The sequence below is a fragment of the Mycobacteroides franklinii genome, assembly GCF_002013895.1.
Classification (GTDB): domain Bacteria; phylum Actinomycetota; class Actinomycetes; order Mycobacteriales; family Mycobacteriaceae; genus Mycobacterium; species Mycobacterium franklinii.
In genome coordinates this window covers 96,495-115,045 of record NZ_MAFQ01000008.1, presented here as the reverse complement: position 1 = coordinate 115,045, position 18,551 = coordinate 96,495, and the positions used below count along the sequence as shown (strand labels likewise).

The 18,551-nt window shown below is 64.4% G+C and carries 13 protein-coding genes and 1 pseudogene; 8 read left to right on the top strand and 6 right to left on the bottom strand.

What is annotated here, in order from left to right; all coding sequences use genetic code 11:
• Window positions 1–33: 33 nt before the first annotated feature.
• Both B4393_RS27495 and B4393_RS15005 read left to right on the top strand, forming a co-directional pair.
• Window positions 34–333 (top strand): hypothetical protein, encoded by a 300-nt coding sequence (locus B4393_RS27495; protein WP_131805205.1) that lies wholly within the window; start codon window positions 34–36, stop codon window positions 331–333.
• A gap of 18 nt (window positions 334–351) precedes the next feature.
• A complete protein-coding gene (locus tag B4393_RS15005) occupies window positions 352–1,644 on the top strand; it encodes a PucR family transcriptional regulator (RefSeq protein WP_078290120.1) in 1,293 nt (430 codons plus the stop codon).
• Window positions 1,645–2,102: 458 nt separating this feature from the next.
• On the opposite strand, the pseudogene B4393_RS15000 reads toward B4393_RS15005, so the two are convergent.
• The 5 genes and pseudogenes from B4393_RS15000 to B4393_RS14980 form a co-directional block, all read right to left on the bottom strand.
• Window positions 2,103–3,499 (bottom strand): annotated as a pseudogene (locus tag B4393_RS15000) (IS1380 family transposase).
• Between the two features lie 267 nt (window positions 3,500–3,766).
• Complete coding sequence (locus tag B4393_RS14995) at window positions 3,767–5,323, bottom strand: acyl-CoA synthetase (RefSeq protein ID WP_067992169.1); 1,557 nt, start codon at window positions 5,321–5,323, stop codon at window positions 3,767–3,769.
• Window positions 5,324–5,449: 126 nt separating this feature from the next.
• Complete coding sequence (locus tag B4393_RS14990; RefSeq protein WP_067992172.1) at window positions 5,450–6,604, bottom strand: acyl-CoA dehydrogenase family protein; 1,155 nt, start codon at window positions 6,602–6,604, stop codon at window positions 5,450–5,452.
• Window positions 6,605–6,662: 58 nt separating this feature from the next.
• Window positions 6,663–8,678, bottom strand: coding sequence for an acetyl/propionyl/methylcrotonyl-CoA carboxylase subunit alpha (locus B4393_RS14985; RefSeq protein WP_172527842.1), 2,016 nt, complete (start codon window positions 8,676–8,678; stop codon window positions 6,663–6,665).
• Between the two features lie 5 nt (window positions 8,679–8,683).
• Entirely contained in the window at window positions 8,684–10,285 is a 1,602-nt protein-coding gene (locus tag B4393_RS14980) for an acyl-CoA carboxylase subunit beta (RefSeq protein ID WP_078334774.1), read from the bottom strand.
• Window positions 10,286–10,414: 129 nt separating this feature from the next.
• Here B4393_RS14980 and B4393_RS14975 point away from each other — a divergent pair, with 129 nt between their 5' ends.
• Window positions 10,415–11,593 carry an acyl-CoA dehydrogenase family protein gene (locus tag B4393_RS14975; RefSeq protein ID WP_078334773.1) on the top strand — a complete coding sequence of 393 codons (1,179 nt, stop codon included), beginning with the start codon at window positions 10,415–10,417 and terminating at the stop codon, window positions 11,591–11,593.
• Between the two features lie 147 nt (window positions 11,594–11,740).
• Here B4393_RS14975 and B4393_RS14970 read toward each other — a convergent pair whose 3' ends face one another.
• A complete protein-coding gene (locus B4393_RS14970; protein ID WP_109558221.1) occupies window positions 11,741–12,382 on the bottom strand; it encodes a TetR/AcrR family transcriptional regulator in 642 nt (213 codons plus the stop codon).
• 141 nt (window positions 12,383–12,523) lie between these two features.
• Between B4393_RS14970 and B4393_RS14965 the strand changes: the two genes are divergently transcribed.
• From B4393_RS14965 to B4393_RS14945, 5 genes are all read left to right on the top strand, one after another.
• Window positions 12,524–13,360 (top strand): SDR family NAD(P)-dependent oxidoreductase, encoded by an 837-nt coding sequence (locus B4393_RS14965; RefSeq protein ID WP_078334771.1) that lies wholly within the window; start codon window positions 12,524–12,526, stop codon window positions 13,358–13,360.
• A gap of 31 nt (window positions 13,361–13,391) precedes the next feature.
• Window positions 13,392–14,315: a hypothetical protein gene (locus B4393_RS14960; protein ID WP_011895451.1), complete on the top strand. Its 924-nt coding sequence runs from the start codon at window positions 13,392–13,394 to the stop codon at window positions 14,313–14,315.
• A complete protein-coding gene (locus tag B4393_RS14955; RefSeq protein WP_078334770.1) occupies window positions 14,312–15,982 on the top strand; it encodes a flavin-containing monooxygenase in 1,671 nt (556 codons plus the stop codon). Before B4393_RS14960 ends, B4393_RS14955 begins: the two co-directional genes overlap by 4 nt.
• A 71-nt stretch (window positions 15,983–16,053) precedes the next feature.
• Window positions 16,054–17,568, top strand: a complete 1,515-nt coding sequence (locus tag B4393_RS14950; RefSeq protein WP_078334909.1) for a flavin-containing monooxygenase — start codon at window positions 16,054–16,056, stop codon at window positions 17,566–17,568.
• Window positions 17,565–18,527, top strand: coding sequence for an alpha/beta hydrolase (locus B4393_RS14945; protein WP_043985032.1), 963 nt, complete (start codon window positions 17,565–17,567; stop codon window positions 18,525–18,527). The genes B4393_RS14950 and B4393_RS14945 overlap by 4 nt, the downstream gene beginning before the upstream one ends.
• Window positions 18,528–18,551: the final 24 nt, after the last annotated feature.

The following is an 18,551-nucleotide window of genomic DNA, read 5'->3' as shown; positions in this document are numbered from 1 at the left end:
GCGTTCCTTCGCATGAGCAGTTCCGGAAACTTCGTGGCCGAAACGATCGAGAAAGTCGTCTATTGCGGCCAGGGCGGTGCTGATCGTTCCTCGCAATGGGGCTGCTCCGGCCGCGAAGGCCGCAAACAAGGTTATTGCGAGCAGACAACTCATGCCTCCGCCTTCCTCTTCACGCGCATCCGTTCGCCGTGGCCCACAGCAATGCCTCGTTCGGCTGCTGAAATGGTAAAACGTGGCTCACCGCTCCTTAACAGCGTAGATACCCGGATCCGCGATCGGTATGTCTCGAAGGGTCGAACCTGCGGGCGTCTGTTGTCTCGCAAAGACAAGTAATCGAGTACGGTCGCAGCTGTGCTTGATTCATCCGAAGTTCAAGACACCCCCGGTCACGCGGTTCATCACCTATTCCGAGACCTCGGCGACCTCGTCAGAGAATTGCCCGAGTCCATACATGGCCTTCTGATTGAGCAAGTTGCCGAACTCGCTGCCGATCAACAGCTCAAAGAGCTACTGAGTGACACCGTCGCCGCGAACGTAGACACTTGGTTCTCCGTCGTCCGTCACTCGATCCCGTTCGACCGCATGGAGTCACCGACGGCCGCCCTTGAACACGCCCGGAGGATGGCGCAACGCGAGGTACCCGTCAACGCGCTGCTGCGGGCATACAGGCTCGGGCACCAGTATGGATTGAACCTCATCATCGCTGGCCTTCGGAGCGCGGACCTACCGCCCGAGGAGAAATTGGCGCTCATTGAACACATCACCCGTGTGTCTTTCCGCTACATCGACTGGATGTCTGAGCAGGTCTTGGAGACATATCAGACTGAACGCGCGGAGTGGGACGAGCGCCGACGAAGTTTGCGTGCACAAGCCATTCGAGACATCCTCAACGGACGCGACGTAGACCTGACCGAAGCGTCGTCGGCTATGAGGTACTTCTTGGGCGCAACGCATGTGGCTCTCATGGTATGGCTCGACCGAGATGCGGGCGCCGACACCGACGAGTTCATCGCCATGGAGCGCTTCATGCAACACGCGGTCTCCGCCACTGGAGCGAAGCAATCGGTCTACTTCTCCATCGACCGCCTCGTCGGATGCGCATGGATGACGGTTCACCGCCCGTCGGACTATTTATCGCAGCTGCGCGACTTCGTCCGGGCTCAACCTGACGGCCCAAGACTTTCCGTCGGTGAACCACTTCCGGGGATTGAAGGCTTCCGCCGCACCTACCGACAGGCTGAGCAGGCCCGTGTGGTCGCGGTGGCAGCCGACGGCTCCTCACGGCACCGGATCGTCGCTGCACGAGATCCCGGTGTGGCCCTGGCCTCGATGCTGATGACCGATGACGCGACTCTGAAGGAATGGATTTACGATGTGCTGGGCCCGTTGGCTCAGAACACTGCATCGGACCAGCGTCTACGAGACACGTTGAGGGTGTTCTTGCGTGCCGGTTCCAGCTTCAAAGCCGCCGCCAACGAATTGCAGATACACGCCAATACCGTCAAGTATCGCGTAAATCGAGCACTCGAGCGCCGCGGTCGCCCGATCGCCGCGGAACGATTAGACGTCGAGGTCGCCCTACTGATGTGCTATTGGCTCGGCGAAGTAGCACTGAACCCAACACAAGCCTTGGGGCGGTCCTAGTCGTTCGTGTCCCGCGAACGCCCTTGCTGCGTAACTGTGCCGTCTACTGACGAACACGCCGAATCTGAGGATGGTCAGCGCGACGATCCGGCGCCGCCCGGCCTGATAATCCGAGTTCGATTCATGTTTCGACGCTGCCGCGGGGCTCTGCTGCGGGCAGGCTGATCGAGTGGAGTCGTCGATCGCCGCCGTACGGAGCTGAAGCAACCCATTCACCGAAGCTCATCGACGTCAGACACGCTCAAGCACCCATCGCGCAAGGCGACAGGCGAGTCGTGGCGCAGGTTGCGACTTGTCGGCCCAGACAACCAGGAGGCATAAGCCTTGATCCACCGATGAGCTGTCGTGGCTGAGGCTGGAATGGTTTGGTGGTCGCTTGCTGGCTGTGAGCAGGGGGTATCGGCTGGTCTGTCCAGCTTTTTCCTGTGTGCTCCGGTCGTGGCCTTTCGGCGGATTGGTCAGGTGGGGGCGGTTGCTGGCGGGCTGTGGCCGATGGTGTTGCGCCACAATCGGAGCCAGTGCGTCGCCCACGGCCAGTGGGCTGGTAGGTGCAGGATGGGTCGGCGTTGGGGGCGGGCCAGTCGGGCCGGGATGGTGATGAGGCGTCGGCGCAGGGTGGCGCCGCGAGCCACCGCGTGTGCACCGCCGGCCAGGATGCCGGCGGCGCGCTGCAGGTTGTGGGCGATGGCCGCGCACAGTATCCAGGCAGAGTTCGCCCCGAAACGTCCCGAGGGCATGTGGGCCAGGGGTCCGTCGATGAGGTCGGCGAACACGGTTTCGATGATCGCGTGGCGGCGGTGAGTGATGTCAGCGACGTCGACGGGTTCGTCGGTGTCGGTGAAGAACGGGTGATATCGCCAGACCGGGAACAGGGCGTCGGGGTATCGGGCGTCTTTGACCCGGCGCACGATCAACCGTGCCGTGATCGGAGTCTTCGTGGAACTGAAAGCGGTGCAGGTGGTTTCGGCGACTTCGGCATCGGAGATCCAGGCACCGGTGTCGGGATCGCGGCGGGATAGCACACCGGGATCCACGCGGTGTCATTGATGTCGGCGATGGCCGCGACGACTGCGGCGGTCTTGGTCAGCACCAGCGAGAACCGGGCACCGGCGCGGCGGCAGGCGGTGACCACGCTGCTGTTGCCGTAGGCCGAGTCGCCGCGCACCAGGATGCGCCCGGTGACACCGGCGCCGCGGGCGGTGGCGACGGCTTGGGCGATCATGCGGGCCGCGCCTTTGCCCGAGTTGGTCTTGCCCGCCCGCAGTCGTGCTCCGGTGATCACCGGAGCGCAGTGTTCGGTGCTGATGGTGGTCACCAACGGGGAAAGACCCTTGCGCAGGATCTGCTTGCCGGCGATTTTGGTGTGGCCGTAGCTCGCACCTTGTTTGGCCTGGCCGTAGACCGGGCGCAGCAGTGAGTCGATGTCGATGAACACCCGCCCGTCGGCGCCGGGCAACAGATCGACACGCTCGCACAGAGCGCCCACGTGCTCACTGAGCACCGACTCCAGTTGCCGGGCATGGCCGAAGGTGAACTCCCGCAACAAGGTTCCGATGGTCGACGGGGCGTACACCTCGCCGAACAGGGTCTTCATCCCGCCGCTACGAACTACGTCGAGGTCGTCGATGCTGTCCGCGCCGGTGCACATCCCGGCGATCAGCGTGGTCAGCTTCGGCGACGGATTGGCCGCACCGGACTTGACCCGCTCGCAGCTGAACCGAACTTTGTCGGCCAATGACGATGACAGTCCGGTCTGCTCGGCAAGGGCCATCACCGGTACCAGGCCTGCGCACGACACCAGACGCTCATCATCGAAGACCGCCGACGATGCGGCGAACCTATGGGACACTTGCACCGGAAGTGCCTTTCCGAGTTGTGCCGATAAGTGCGTAGAGAACACTCATCATCGCAGCTCAGAGGGCACTTTCCTCATTCCGACACCCCACGACCAGCCAATTCATCGGTGGATCGAGGATAAGAACATCCGACAAGTGGCGCGCGTGGTCTTGCCACGCGCTAGACGTTAGCGACGATTAACATCTTCAGCTATTTGCAGCGGCGACCGTGGCTACTCGTCGTGACAACACTTCCCAAACCCGCGCTCCGCCTCCGGTGTCGTGCCTCAGCGCTGGACGACGCCGCCCTCGACGCCGGTGAATCGCTTGCGCAGCTCGGTCTTGAGGAGCTTGCCGGTGGCGTTGCGGGGCAGCTCGGGAAGGAGGTGCACTTCGCGGGGGCACTTGAAATGCGCCAGCCGTTCGCGGCACCAGGCGATCAGTTCGTCGGCGCTGGGTTCCTGCTCGGCGGCTGGGTCGGCCACCACCACCGCGACGACGCGCTCACCCCACTTGTCGTCCGGACCGCCGACCACCGCGGCGTCGAGCACACCGGGGTGACGGAACAGCACCTGCTCGACCTCGATGGGGTAGACATTTTCCCCGCCCGAGATGATCATGTCCTTCTTGCGGTCGACGAGCGTGATGTAGCCGTCGGCGTCGATCCGGCCGAGGTCGCCGGTGTGGAACCAGCCGCCCCGGAAGGCCTCGGCGGTGGTCGCCGGCTTCATCCAGTACCCGACGAACACGTTGGGTCCGCGCACCAGGAGTTCGCCGACGGTGTCGGCCGGGACGTCCCGGTCGTCGGCGTCCACGATGCGGGCATCGACGTGCATGGCGACCCGGCCGATTGATCCGGCCCGCGTCGTGATGTTGGCGGCGTCCAAGACCGAGACCATGGGTGCAGTCTCGGTCATCCCAAATCCCTCGGTGAAGGGGACGCCACGTTGCTGCATGAAGTCGATGACAGTCAGCGGCATCGGTGCGCCGCCGCCCATGGCCAGACGCAACGCGGAGAGATCGTAGGAGTCGAAGTCGGGCACCTGGGTCAGCGCCGACCACATCGCCGGCACCATGAACTGGACGGTGGCGCGGCTTTCGGCCATCGCCTTGAGCGTGCTCACCGGGTTGAACGACGGGAGGATCACGCTGGTCCCGCCGACGTAGAGCAATGGCAGCGTATGTACCCCGAGCCCGCCGATGTGGAACATGGGGGCGACTGCAACAGTCACGTCGCTGCCGGTCAGGCCTTGTTCGGCGCCCAGCACGTTGATGGCGTTCCACAGTAGGTTGTCGTGGGTGAGGATGGCGCCCTTCGGGCGGCCGGTGGTGCCCGAGGTGTACATGATGAACGCGGCGTCGCGGCCCTCGACGTCGCTGTCGAGAGGCTCGGGGGCGCCGCCGGAGAGCAGGTCTGGGTAGGCGATCTCGCCGTCGGCCGGGGCGCCCCCGGCCCGGACCGTGTGGCGGACCCGGACCCCCGGCTCGGCCAGCGCGCTGACCGCCGCCGCCGCGAGCGGCTCGTGGAACACGAACACGTCGGCGCCGGAGTCGGCGAGGATGTAGCCGATCTCCGGGCCTGCGAGTCGGACGTTGATCGGGATGGTGATGGCGCCGATCTTCGCGCAGCCGAGGAGGACCTCCATGAACTCGACCGAGTTCACCAGCAGTATGGCCACCCGGTCCCCCTTGCGGACGCCGAGACGCAACAGGTTCGAAGCGACCTGGTTGGTGCGCCGATCGAAGTCGGAGTACGTGAAGCTGGTGTCACCGCAGACGAACGCCGTGCGCTGCCCGTTGAGGAAGGCCCGTTTGGTGACCCACTGACCGATACCGCGATCCATGTTGATTTGCCTCCTCGGCAGTTTTGGTTGACACATGCTCGGTAAGGCAGGACCCGGCCCCGGCGGGCGACCGATCACCACCGTCCGTCTTGTAGACCGAAGCGGACACGAACGGATGAAGGATGCTCAGTATGAGCGGGGCAGGTTCAGGCTGTGCTGAGCCACATAGTTGAGGATCATCTCTCGGCTGATCGGCGCGGTGCGCATCAGCCGCACCGGGCCCCAGAGAGTGGCCAGCCCGTACTCGGTGGCCAACCCGTTGCCGCCGTGGGTCTGGATCGCCTGGTCGAGGGCCAGGATGCCGGCCTCCGCCGCAGCGTATTTGGCCATGTTCGACGCCTCCGCGGAACCGGGGTCGCCGGCGTCGTGCAGTGAGGCCGCCCGCTGGGTCATCAGCCGGGCCAGCTCCAGCTGGATCTTGGCGTGCGCAAGCGGGTGGGACAGGCCCTGGTGGGCTCCGATCGGCACGTCCCAGACCTTGCGCTCGCGCGCGTAGGCCGACGCCTTGTCCAGCGCGTAGCGGCCGATGCCGTTGCCCAGGGCGGCGCCCATTATGCGTTCGGGGTTGAGGCCCATGAACACCTGACGCAGACCGTCGTTTTCCGCGCCGATCAGGTTCTCGGCCGGCACCCGCACGTCGTCGAAGAACAGCGTGAACTGCTTCTCCGGTGTCACCGCCTGCACCGGGATGAGGGTCTTGGTCAACCCGGGCGCGTCGGTCGGGACCACCAGCAGGCTCAGCCGTCCGCGGCCGCGGTCGTCGGTCGCGGTGCGGGTGACGACCAGGATGGCCTCCGCCTCGTCGACGCCGGAAATGTAGTACTTGGTGCCGTTGAGCACCCAATCCCCACCGACGCGCTTGGCGTGGGTGGAGATGTTGTGAGAGTTCGAGCCCGCATCCGGCTCGGTGATCGCGAACGCCATGATGATCTCGCCGCTGGCGATGCCCGGCAGCCAGCGCGCCTTTAGCTCGTCGCTGCCGAAAGCCTCGATGATCGTGCCGCAGATGGTGGGGGAGACCACCGTCATCAGCAGCGGGCAGCCGGCCGCGGCCAGTTCCTCACCGACGATCTGCATGTCGTAGATGCCGCCGCCACCGCCGCCGTACTGCTCGGCGATGTTGACCCCGAGGAACCCCTGCTTGCCCACGGCCTGCCAGAGTTCCGAACTCTTCTCCCCGCCGAGCGACTTGGCCACGTAGTAGTCGTGCCCGAAGTCCTTGGCGATCTCGGACACGGCCTTGCGCAGCGCTCGCCGTTCCTCGGTCTCGTGCAGTTCCATACCGCTCTCCTACTTCGAAGTCACCCGCCACCGGGGCCGGTGACGGGTCTGATGGTGCTCAATCCTCGTCTGCACTGTCGGCCGCTCCGACCACCGCGAGGGCATCGCCGGTGGACACCTGCTGACCCACCTCGACCGAGAGTTCGGCGACGATCCCGTCGATCGGGCTGGCGATGGTGTGTTCCATCTTCATCGCCTCCACCACGACCAAGGCCTGCCCGGCCGTCACGACGTCGCCCGCGGCGACGGGCAGCCGGATCACCGAACCCGGCATAGGCGCCGTCAGCGAGCCCGCCGGCTTGAGCGTGCTGGGGTCCAGGAACCGCGGTACCTGGGTGAACGCAGTGGACCCGGCAGGGCTGTCAACGTAGGCGATGTCGCCGTCGAGGACGACGTCGTAGCCGCGCCGTACCCCGCCGGTCTCCAGGACCACCCGGTCCGGCCGCTGCACGAGCACCCTGACGTCCTCGACCGGTTTGCCGTCGACTTCGACCTCGACGCCGTCGCGGAGCAGCGCATAGCCCACCCGACGCTCGCGGCCGTCGGCGGTCAGCCATCCGGTGGACTGCAGTTGGGACGGGTTGTTGCGCCACCCGGCAGGCAGCGTCGGCTGGACGGGGGCCGCCGCGCGGCGTCCCGCGACCTGGGCGAGTGTGGCCGCGATGGCGTGCAAGCCCTCCCCGTCGCGGTCGATGAGGGCTGCGCCGAGGTCGGCCACGTCGTGGCGGTCGAGGAACCCGGTGTCGGTGCCGCGTCCGGCGAACTCGTCGTGGCGCAGAACGCGAACCAGCAGATCCCGGTTGGTGGTGAGTCCGTGGATCCGGGCGCCGGCGAGCGCGGCGGACAGCGCGCCGAGCGCCTCGGCGCGGGTGGGCGCCCAGGCGATCACCTTGGCCAGCATGGCGTCATAGTGGTGGCTGACCACCGAGCCGTCGCGCACGCCGGAGTCCACCCGGACCCCGACGTGGTCGGGGATCTGCATCGTGCGCAGCGTTCCGGTCTGCGGCAGGTAGCCCTTCGTGGGGTCCTCGGCGTAGAGCCGGGCCTCGACCGCGTGGCCGGTGATCCGCGGCTTGCTCACCTCGGCAGGCAGTGGCCGACCCATCGCCACCAGCAACTGCAGGCGCACGAGGTCGAGCCCGGTGACGAGTTCGGTGACCGGGTGCTCGACCTGCAGCCGGGTGTTCATCTCCAGGAAGGCGAACGTCCCGTCGTCATCGCCGCCGTTCGCGTCGAGGACGAACTCGACCGTTCCGGCCCCGACGTAACCCACGGCCTGTGCCGCCGCGACCGCCGCCGCGCCCATCCGGGCGCGCAGGTCGTCGTCGACGACGGGCGAGGGCGCCTCCTCGATGACCTTTTGGTGGCGGCGCTGCACCGAGCACTCCCGCTCGAACAGCGAGACAACCGTGCCGTGCATGTCGGCCAACAGCTGGATCTCAACGTGGCGGGGACGCTGCACGTACCGCTCGAGGAACACCGTGCCGTCCGAGAACGCCGACATCGCCTCGCGCGAGGCCGAGGCCACGGCTCCGTCGAGGTCGTCGGCCGACTCGACAACCCGCATGCCGCGCCCGCCGCCACCCGCGCTCGCCTTGACCAGCAGCGGGTAGCCGATCTCGGCGCCGAGCTTGCGCAGCTTGTCGGGGTCCAGGCCGGTCGCGTCGCCGCCCGGGAGAACCGGCACGCCCGCATCGGCCATCATCGCCTTGGCCGTCAGCTTGGAACCCATCGCGTCGATGGCATCCGGCGGCGGGCCGACGAACACGAGCCCGGCGTCGGCGCAGGCCCGCGCGAAGCCGGCGTTCTCCGACATGAAGCCGTAGCCGGGATGCACGGCGTCGGCGCCGGTGAGGAGGGCGGCGGCGATCACCCGGTCACCGTCGAGGTAGGTCTCCGCCGGCGAGGAACCCGGTAGCCGGACGGCCTCGTCGGCATCGTCCACGTGCCAGGCGTCGGCGTCGGCGTCGGAGTACACGGCGACGGTCGCGATGCCGAGTTCGCGACAGGTGCGAAACACGCGTCGGGCGATCTCTCCCCGGTTGGCCACCAGCAGCTTCTTGATCACGGGCATCGCCATCACATCCGGAACACGCCGTAGCCACGCTGGCCACGGATCTCGCTGTTGTGGACCACGGAAAGGCAGAACCCGAGAACGGTACGGGTGTCGCGCGGGTCGATGATCCCGTCGTCGTAGAGCCTGCCGCTGTTGGCCAGCGCCAACGACTCACGCTCGATCTGGCCCTCGACGGCAGCGCGCATCTGGGCGTCGGCCTCCTCGTCGAACGGGAGCCCCCGGTCGGCGGCCGACTCGCGGGCCACGATCGACAGCACGCCCGCGAGCTGGGCCGGGCCCATGACGGCCGAACGCGAGTTGGGCCAGGTGAACAGGAAGCGGGGAAAGTAGGACCGCCCGCACATCCCGTAATTGCCCGCACCGTAGGACGCGCCCATCACGATCGTCAGGTGTGGGACAGCGCTGTTGGAGACGGCGTTGATCATCTTCGCGCCGTCCTTGATGATGCCACCCTGCTCGTACTCCGCGCCGACCATGTAGCCGGTGGTGTTCTGCAGAAACACCAGTGGCGTGTCGATCTGGTTCGCCAGCTGAATAAACTGGGCGGCCTTCTCCGCCTCCTCGCTGAACAGGATTCCGCGCGCGTTGGCAAGGATCCCTACCGGGTATCCGTGGATCGAGGCCCAACCGGTGACCAGCGAGGTGCCGTATAGCGGCTTGAACTCGTCGAAGGCGGACCCGTCCACGATTCGGGCGATGACATCACGTGGGTCGAAGGGAACCTTCGGGTCCACCGAAGCGATCCCGAGGAGTTGGTCGGGGTCTCGCAGCGGGGGGGTCGGTGGCTGTGTCGGGCCGGGCCCGAGCTTGCGCCAGTTCAGTCTGGCCATGATGCGCCGCCCGATCCGGATGGCGTCCTGCTCGTCCTCGGCCATGTAGTCGGCCAGCCCGGAGGTGCGGGCGTGCATGTCGGCGCCGCCGAGCGACTCGTCGTCGGACACTTCGCCGGTCGCCATCTTCACCAGCGGCGGACCACCGAGGAAGACCTTGGACCGGTTGCGGACCATCACCACGTAATCACACATGCCGGGGATGTACGCGCCGCCTGCCGTCGAGTTACCGAATACCAGCGCCAGTGTCGGCAGGCCCTGCGCGCTGTGCTGGGTGAGGTCGTTGAATAGCTGGCCCCCGGGCACGAAGATCTCGGCCTGCGTGGGCAGGTCCGCCCCGCCCGACTCGACGACGTTGATGATCGGAAGCCGGTTCTCGCGGGCGACTGCCATGCCCCGGAACACTTTTCGGAAGGTGTAGGGGTTCGAGGCTCCGCCGCGCACCGTCGGGTCGTGGGCAATGATCATCGACTCGACGCCTTCGACGATGCCGATGCCGACCACAACGCTGCCGCCCACCGGAAACTTCGTGCCCCACGCCGCGAACGGACAGAGTTCCAGGAAGGCCGTGTCGGGGTCGATGAGCAGCTCGACGCGCTCCCGAGCCAGCATCTTGCCGCGGCTACGGTGCCGCGCAACGTATTTCTCCCCGCCACCACCATTGGCTAGTGCGAGTTGCGCAGCGATCGCATCGAGTTGTCCGGTGAGCCCCTCGCGATTCTCGATGTATTCCGGCGCGCGGGTGTCGACCCGGTCGGGCAGGACGTCAACCAACTTTTCCTCCAGGTGACATCGACGTCGATCTCCTAACAGGTTACGTTATCGGTCATTAACATTCGTGGACAATGGGGTCGCCCGGCAGGTCGTGCCGACCCTGCCGAACGGTGACGACCAGGAGCTCACATGACTCAGACGGATCAGCGCGAAATTGGGTCCGCCTCAGCGGACCCGTGGACTACGCCCGAGCGCATCTCGTTGCGCAACCTCGCGATGTCGTTCACCCAGAAGGAGATCGTCCCGCACCTGCAGGACTGGGAGGACGCTGGCGAGTTGCCCCGGGAGCTGCATCGCCATGCAGCCGCCGTAGGCCTGCTGGGCATCGGCTTCGCGGAGGAGGTTGGTGGCTCCGGCGGCGACCTGCGCGACCTGGTGCTGCTCACCGAAGCCGTGATGGAGGCCGGCGGCTCCTCGGGCGTGCTGGCCAGCCTGCTCACCCACAACATCGCCGTGCCGCACATGGCCGCGCAGGGCGATCCCGAGCAGATCCGCAAATTCGTCGCGCCGACGCTGGCCGGGGAGAAGATCGGCAGCCTCGGCATCACCGAACCCGACACCGGTTCTGACGTCGCCGGCATCCGCACTACCGCACGGCGCGACGGCGACCATTACGTGGTCAACGGTGCGAAGCTCTTCATCACCTCGGGTGTCCGCGCCGATTTCGTCACCACCGCCGTGCGCACCGGCGGCCCGGGTGCCTCGGGAATCTCACTATTGGTGATCGAGCGCGGTACCGCGGGTTTCGCGGTTTCGCGCACCCTGAAGAAGATGGGCTGGCTGTGCTCCGACACCGCCGAACTCGGATTCACCGACGTGCGCGTGCCGGTGGTCAATCTGGTTGGCCCCGAAGGCAGCGGATTCCTGCAGATCATGCAACAGTTCCAGGTCGAGCGCGCCTTCATCGCCGTGCAGTGCTACGCCACGGCCCAGCGCTGCCTCGACCTGACGCTGGAGTGGGTCAAGCAGCGCGAAACCTTCGGTCGACCGCTATCCACCCGACAGGTGGTGCGGCACAAGATCGTCGACATGGCCACGGCCGTCGACGTCGCCCGTACCTATACCCGCGCCGCCGTGGACCGCATCATCGCGGGCGACACCGACGTGCGGATGGTCTCGATGGCCAAGAACCAAGCCGTAGAGGCCTGCGCGCTCGCCGTTGACACGGCCGTCCAACTATACGGTGGCATGGGCTACCTACGCGAGACCGAGGTCGAAAGGCACTATCGCGATTCGCGCATCCTGGGTATCGGGGGCGGCACCACCGAAATCATGAAGGAGATCATCGCCAAGCAGATTGGCCTCTGAGTGAAGCCGCCATTCGACAGCAGGAGCGTCGGCTTGGCAGGTCGACGAGACGGACCTTCCACCGTTTCTAAGGTAAGTCAACGGTGTGTCACGACCCCTGCGGCCAATGCAGCCTCCGCCACCGGGAAATTGCCTCCGGAGTACCAGCTAGCCAAACTTATCAACCACGTAGCGGCGAGCCAGCGTCTCAGCAAGTCTACTCGTATGTTCGACGATGTCGACCTGACTTACATCGACCAGTAGTCCTGCGTGCCAAGCGCTGATCAGTTCGACGAAGCCGCCGACCGCTACAAACGTGTCCATACGCAGAGCCATTTCGTCTGCGTCAGGCTTCAGATGCGGCTTGCTGGCGGCCATGACGAGCTGGGTTGCTTCCTGCAAGGCCACCGCTCGGCGATCTTGCAATGTTGAACTGCCGACGTGCTGTGTCAGCAGGATCTGTGCTCGCCCGGCATCCTGCGCGATGCGGAGAACAACGATCGAGATTGCGGCGCGAATGGTTTCGATCGGTGGTTGACCGACGCGTTCGGCAAATGTTGCCGAAACCTCGCCGAGCATCTCGTCCCGCACGTTGTCCCACGCTGCTACGAGCAACTCATCGCGCGTCTTGAACTCCTCATAGTAATAGCGGTCGTTCAGCGCGGCTCTGGAGCAGACCCCACGCATTGTCACGGCAGCCCATCCGCTTTCCGTCCAGATCTCCGTCGCCGCGTTCACTAGGCGCCGCCGCCGGTCAGCCCGTCGTTCGGCGCCAGTACGCCCGCCCCACCTTGCTGCCTTTGTCCGCACGAATACATCTTGACAAAGGCAGGAGCGCCGCATCAAACTGGTGGCAGGCGACCACAATTGTGTTCGCCGCCACCAGATGGCTGCAGGCCGGCTTGTCTCACAGGTCAGGCGTCGCCGTAATCTGCAAAGGATTCAGTAGTGATGGATATCTTGAGGTGGGACAGACCGCCTCGCCTGAGCCGCCGCGCCAACGCGGTCGTAACGGGAGCGGGCAGCGGAATTGGCCGTGCCTTCGCGGTGGAGCTCGCCCGTAGAGGTGGACGAGTGGTGTGTGCCGACATCGACCCGGTGCGTGCCAAGGAGACGGTCGGGCTCGTCGTCCAAGCCGGCGGCGAGGGGCTCGACATCGCATGCGATGTCACGGACGAAGAGCAGGTCCGCGAACTCGCCGACAGCGCCGAGAAGTGGTTCGGCGCGGCAGCCAGCCTGGTGATCAACAACGCGGGCATCGGAATCGGTGGCAATGTCATCGGCGCGACGCCCAAGCGGGACTGGGAAGCGACACTTTCAGTCAACTTGTGGGGAGTGATCTACGGCTGCGAGATCTTCGTACCGCGACTTCGCGCGAAGGGCAGCGGCGGAATTATCAACGTCGCATCGGCTGCAAGTTTCGGAGCAGCGCCCCGGATGGCTGCCTACAACGTCAGCAAGGCCGGCGTGCTCTCGCTATCCGAGACTTTGGCGGCCGAACTGAGTGGTACCGGTGTGGCGGTGACTGTACTGTGCCCGACATTCGTCAAGACCAACATCGTCGATAACCCTGGTATCGAGGAGTCGGCCGCCAAGCTGGCAACGAATTTGATGAAGTGGACCGGCGTGTCGGCGGAATCGGTGGCACGCAAAACGTTGGACGCGAACGACCGCAGTCAGTTGCACGTCCTACCCCAAGTCGACGCGAAGATTCTCTGGTTATTTAAGCGGGCAGTGCCTGCCACGTATACCCGTGCGCTCGGCTTGGTCGAGCGAATCGCGCGCTAAGTCATAACAGACAAAGACAAAGGAGACTCCAATGGCATTCAAATACAGCGATATGCTCGAGACGATCAAGAATCGGCAGTGGGCGCTGGCCGACATCGATTGGGACGCGCCGGGCGCCGATAAAATCACTGATGAGCAGCGACCCGAACTGAAGCAGTTCATGGCTGACGTGGTGTGGATAGAACACGTCGGCGCACGCGCTTTCGCCGCCATGGCGCCGAAAGCGCCGTTCGAGGCTCTAGGTGACATCTACCGGTATTTCCATGCCGAGGAGCAGCGGCACGCCAACGCGGAGCTGGCGCTCATGCAGCGGTGGGGGATGCTCGAGGAAGGGGAAATCCCGGTGCCGAACAAGAACATTCGACTGGTCATCGAGTGGATCGACCGATACGCCGAGGCCCTCCCGCTGACGGTGATCGGAGCGGCGATCCCAGCCTTGGAGACTGCGCTCGACGGAGCATTGCTCAAGTTCCTTCTCGACGAGGTGCAGGATCCGCTCTGCGCCGAGGTCTTCAACAAGGTCAACAACGACGAATCGCGGCACTTGGCAGTCGGATTCCAGGTTCTGAACGACCTCGGCGCCAGCCCCATGCGCATTCATGCGACTCAGACGATGGGAGCGCTCATCGACCCGAGAATCCTTCTCGGCGGCGTCCTCTACGTGCCGTTGCTCACCAGGATGTTGACCAATCTCAACGCCATGGGATTGTCGGAGGAGAAGCTCTACAACGCGGTGATGCGGTACGAGAACGTCGGAGATCGTAGTGAGTTCACGCGCCGCGTTCCGGGCTACCACATCTTGAAAGCTCACATGTCCGCCAGCATCAAGCGTTCTCAGCCATTGCATTTCATTTCGCAGCGGCTGGGTACCGCGATCGACCACTTCCCCACCGAGGTGCTCGGTAAGTCACCGACGTGGACAGAAGAGCTGACCTACGAACCGGTGGCCAGATGAGCGACACCACGACCGTCTTGATCGTCGGTGCGGGTTTCGCCGGCCTGGGAACCGCAATCCGGTTGCTACAACAGGGTATCGACAATTTCGTCGTACTTGAACGCGCCGACGAGGTGGGTGGCACCTGGCGGGACAACACCTATCCCGGCGCGGCGTGCGACATCCCGTCGCTGCTCTATTCCTACGGGTTCGAGCAAAATCCGAACTGGTCCCGCGCGTATTCGGGCAGCGCCGAGATACTCGGCTACATCAAGACGATGGTCGACAAATACTCGCTGTCGCGTTTCATCCGGTTCGGAGTGAACGTCACCGGTCTGGAGTTCGACGAGGAAAGCGCACTGTGGACAGCGCAGACAGCTGACGGCTCGCAGTTCACGGCGCGCACCGCAGTGATGGCCAGTGGGCCGCTGGCGAATGCGAGCCTGCCGGACATCCGCGGACTGGACACCTTCGATGGTCACAAGATCCACAGTGCGCGTTGGGATCACGACTACGACATGAGCGACAAACGTGTCGCCGTGATCGGCACCGGAGCCAGCGCTGTTCAGATCATCCCCGAACTGGTGAACACTGCACGCTCGGTCAAGGTCTTCCAACGCACCCCCGGCTGGGTCCTCCCTCGGCCCGACTTCTCCCATCCGCAGTGGGCGCGCACGGCGTTTCGTCGAGCGCCTCGCGTGCAGAAAGCCGCACGGCAGGCGTGGTTCTGGGGCCACGAGCTCATGGCCGTCGGCATGGTCTGGGATACCCCGGTCACCACTGGCATCCAGCTACTGGCGAAGGCGAATTTGCGGAGGCAGGTATCGGATACTTGGCTCAGGCGCCAGCTGACGCCGAACTTCCGTGCCGGCTGCAAACGGATGCTGATGAGCAGCGATTACTACCCCGCTCTTCAGCGCGACAACTGCAAGCTCGTCTCATGGCCGATCGCGACCCTGTCGCCGAATGGCATACGGACCGCAGATGGCATCGAACACGAACTGGACTGCATCGTCTTCGCCACCGGCTTCGATGTATGCAAGGCTGGCACACCTTTTCCCATCCGAGGCGCGCATGGTCGTGAGCTCTCCGACGAGTGGTCCCAGGGCGCCTATGCGTACCGGAGCGTCACCGTCGCAGGCTATCCCAATCTTTTCTTCACCTTCGGACCAAATTCAGGGCCCGGCCATAACTCGGCCCTCGTGTACATGGAGGCCGAGATCAACTACATCGTCAAAGCCATCGGCGCGATCATCGCGAATGATCTCAGTACGCTCGAGGTCCGCGAAGATCGGCAAAATAATTACCACGGCGAGGTACAGCAGCGGTTGGGAAGTACGACTTGGAATTCGGGTTGCAAGAGCTGGTACCTCACGAATGACGGATACAACGGCACCATGTACCCCGGTTTCGCCACCCAGTTCAAGCGCGCACTGTCCAAGGTCGACATGGGTGATTATGTAACGACCCCGACAACCGCACGAACTGAGCACCACCCAACCGAACACGCCCAAAACGGCTCGAATGTGGCCAAGGTTGCCCAGGGCCGCAAGGCCAAGGTAGCCCAGGGCCGAAAAAGCGCAGGCGCCCTGCCAACGCGGTCTGACGTCAAAGCCGACATCCTGGACGTGGGCGTCGGGAAGGTACCGCCTAAGCGCGCAGCCTCGAGAGTGAGGAAAGACGCTTGAGTGTCCATGTTGCGGGCGACGAGAATGCCCCCACCTCCGGAGCCCCTACGTACGAGGTCCCCACCCACGAGATATTGGTCATCGGAGCTGGATTCTCCGGGATCGGAGTGGGCATCAAGCTGCTGAAGGAAGGTTTCTCGGACTTCCTCATCGTTGATGAGGCCCAAGGGGTGGGTGGAACCTGGTACTGGAATACCTACCCGGGGATTGCAGTAGACATTCCGTCATATAGTTACCAATTCTCCTTTGAGAAACGCCCGTCGTGGTCCCGTACCTATGCGCCGGGGATCGAACTGAAGAACTACGCGAAGCATTGCGTGAAAAAATATGGCCTCGCGTCGCGCATCCGCTTCGGAGTCACGGTTGTGAGGGCTGAGTTCGACGAAGAATCGACATTGTGGCGTTTGTTTACCTCGACGGACGAGGAACTGACAGCCAGGTTCGTCATCAATGCCTCCGGGGTTCTCACGCGACCAAAATCGCCGGACATACCGGGGGTCGGGGACTTCGGCGGGGTCACGATGCACACGTCGCGCTGGGACCACCAGCAGACCCTCACCGGAAAGAGGGTCGCCGTCATCGGGACGGGCGCCTCGGCGGTGCAACTGATCCCCTCGATAGCCAAGGACGTGGACACACTCACCGTCTTTCAGCGCACCCCGATATGGTGTCTGCCGAAATTCGACTTCGCGGTGCCCCGCCCGCTGAGTGCTCTTCTCCGGCTCGCACCCGGAGCGCAGATCGCCGCGCGGGCAGCCAGCCAGGCCTTTGTCGAACTCACCTTTCCCGTCGCAGCGCACTTCCATACCGCCATACCGCTGGCGTCGGCGATCGAGCGTGCAGCGATCAGCTATATGCGTCGGCAGGTCACCGACCCGGTCGTTCGGGAGAAGCTGACGCCGCGTTACGCGCTGGGCTGCAAGCGACCAAGCTTTCACAACGAATATTTGAAGACGTTCAACCGCGAGAACGTCCTTCTTGAAACCAACCCCATCACCCGGGTGGATGAGACCGCGGTAATTACGGCCGATGGCGTCAGACACGAGATCGACGTGCTCGTCCTGGCAACGGGATTCAAGGTCATGGAATCGGACAGCATGCCCACCTACTCGCTCAGAGGTGTCGCCGGCCGAGACCAGGCACAGTGGTGGGACGAGAACCGACTCCAGGCATATGAGGGAGTCAGCGTGCCAGGATTCCCGAACCATTTCTCAGTGTTTGGCCCGTACGGATACAACGGCTCGTCCTACTTCGCACTCATCGAGGCACAGGCGGGTCACATTCTCCGTTGCCTCCGGCATGCCAGGACGGCCGACTCGAACTACGTCGAGGTACGCGAGGAGGCGAATCAACGCTTCTTCGCGGAGATGCTGGCACGGCGGCATACGCAGGTCTTCTGGCAGGACAGCTGCGCGGGCGCGAACAGCTATTACTTCGACAAGCATGGGGACGTGCCTCTGCGTCCCACGACGACGGTCGAGTCGATCTGGCGCAGTCGACGATTCGACCTGGCCGACTACCGTTTCGAACGACGACCGGCGAAAAAGGCGGACACTGCCCCACAGAAGGTGGACACCGCCGGATGAGTTCACCTGCCAGGCCGAATCCGAGCATGGCGAGCCACCTGGTCGCGGCAACGGCGCGACGCGTTCTTCGACCTCTCACGCAAGTGATTCCGGCCAACGAGCATGGCTTCGCGGTCATGGACCGCGTGCTACGGGGAACACTCGTGGTGTCGCGGCCAAGGCGCGCAATCAGTGTCGAGAAGGTAGACACGCCCTTCGCCGGTGAACGTGTGCGAGGCGACTGGGTCAAGGCGGCCAACGTGGCCTCGGATGCTCCGCCGATTCTTTATATACACGGCGGCGCATTTTCTATGTGCTCTCCCGAGACCCACCGTGGCCTCATCAGCGAACTGTCCGCGGCCGCCCGCAGGCCGGTATTTGCCGTGCGCTATCGATTGGTCCCGAAATATCCCTTCCCGGCGGCCGCAGATGATGCACTGATCGCCTATCGATGGTTGACAGAGGGAAGCGCGATCACCGCGTCTTCTGGCACGGTGGCGCTCGCCGGCGATTCCGCAGGCGGCCAGCTTGCTGCGGCGACGGCGCTTGGCGCTCGGGAACATCGACTGCCGACGCCGGATGCCATGCTGCTGATGTCGCCGGTGCTGGATTTGACATGCCAACTCGCGATGGACCGTGATCTGCGCAGACGGGACCCCTTTGCGTCCGCCATCTCTGCGTCGAGAACAATGGGTCTGTACGTGGCGGGCGCCGATCCAGCCGACCCGAGGATAAGCGTGCTCGACGCTGATCTCACGGACATGCCACCAACTTTGATTCAGGTCGGCGGACGAGAGATGTTGCTCGACGACTCCAGAGTCTTTGCCAAACGTCTGCAGACTGCAGGGGTCTCCTCGCAGTTGCAAGTTTTCCGCGGCCAGATCCATGTCTTCCAGGCGATGTTTCGCCTACTGCCAGAAGCACGTGAGGCCCTCAGGCTCGGTGGCGAGTTCTTGGCTACTTCGGCCACCGTCCGTTGACAGCGTCCCTGCGCACGCCTTGAC

Coding starts and splice junctions, on each gene's coding strand:
- B4393_RS14995 (WP_067992169.1), bottom strand. CDS start 5,323: ATGGATCGCGGTATCGGTCAGTGGGTCACCAAACGGGCCTTCCTCAAC.
- B4393_RS14990 (WP_067992172.1), bottom strand. CDS start 6,604: ATGGAACTGCACGAGACCGAGGAACGGCGAGCGCTGCGCAAGGCCGTG.
- B4393_RS14985 (WP_172527842.1), bottom strand. CDS start 8,678: ATGCCCGTGATCAAGAAGCTGCTGGTGGCCAACCGGGGAGAGATCGCC.
- B4393_RS14975 (WP_078334773.1), top strand. CDS start 10,415: ATGACTCAGACGGATCAGCGCGAAATTGGGTCCGCCTCAGCGGACCCG.
- B4393_RS14965 (WP_078334771.1), top strand. CDS start 12,524: ATGGATATCTTGAGGTGGGACAGACCGCCTCGCCTGAGCCGCCGCGCC.
- B4393_RS14960 (WP_011895451.1), top strand. CDS start 13,392: ATGGCATTCAAATACAGCGATATGCTCGAGACGATCAAGAATCGGCAG.
- B4393_RS14955 (WP_078334770.1), top strand. CDS start 14,312: ATGAGCGACACCACGACCGTCTTGATCGTCGGTGCGGGTTTCGCCGGC.
- B4393_RS14945 (WP_043985032.1), top strand. CDS start 17,565: ATGAGTTCACCTGCCAGGCCGAATCCGAGCATGGCGAGCCACCTGGTC.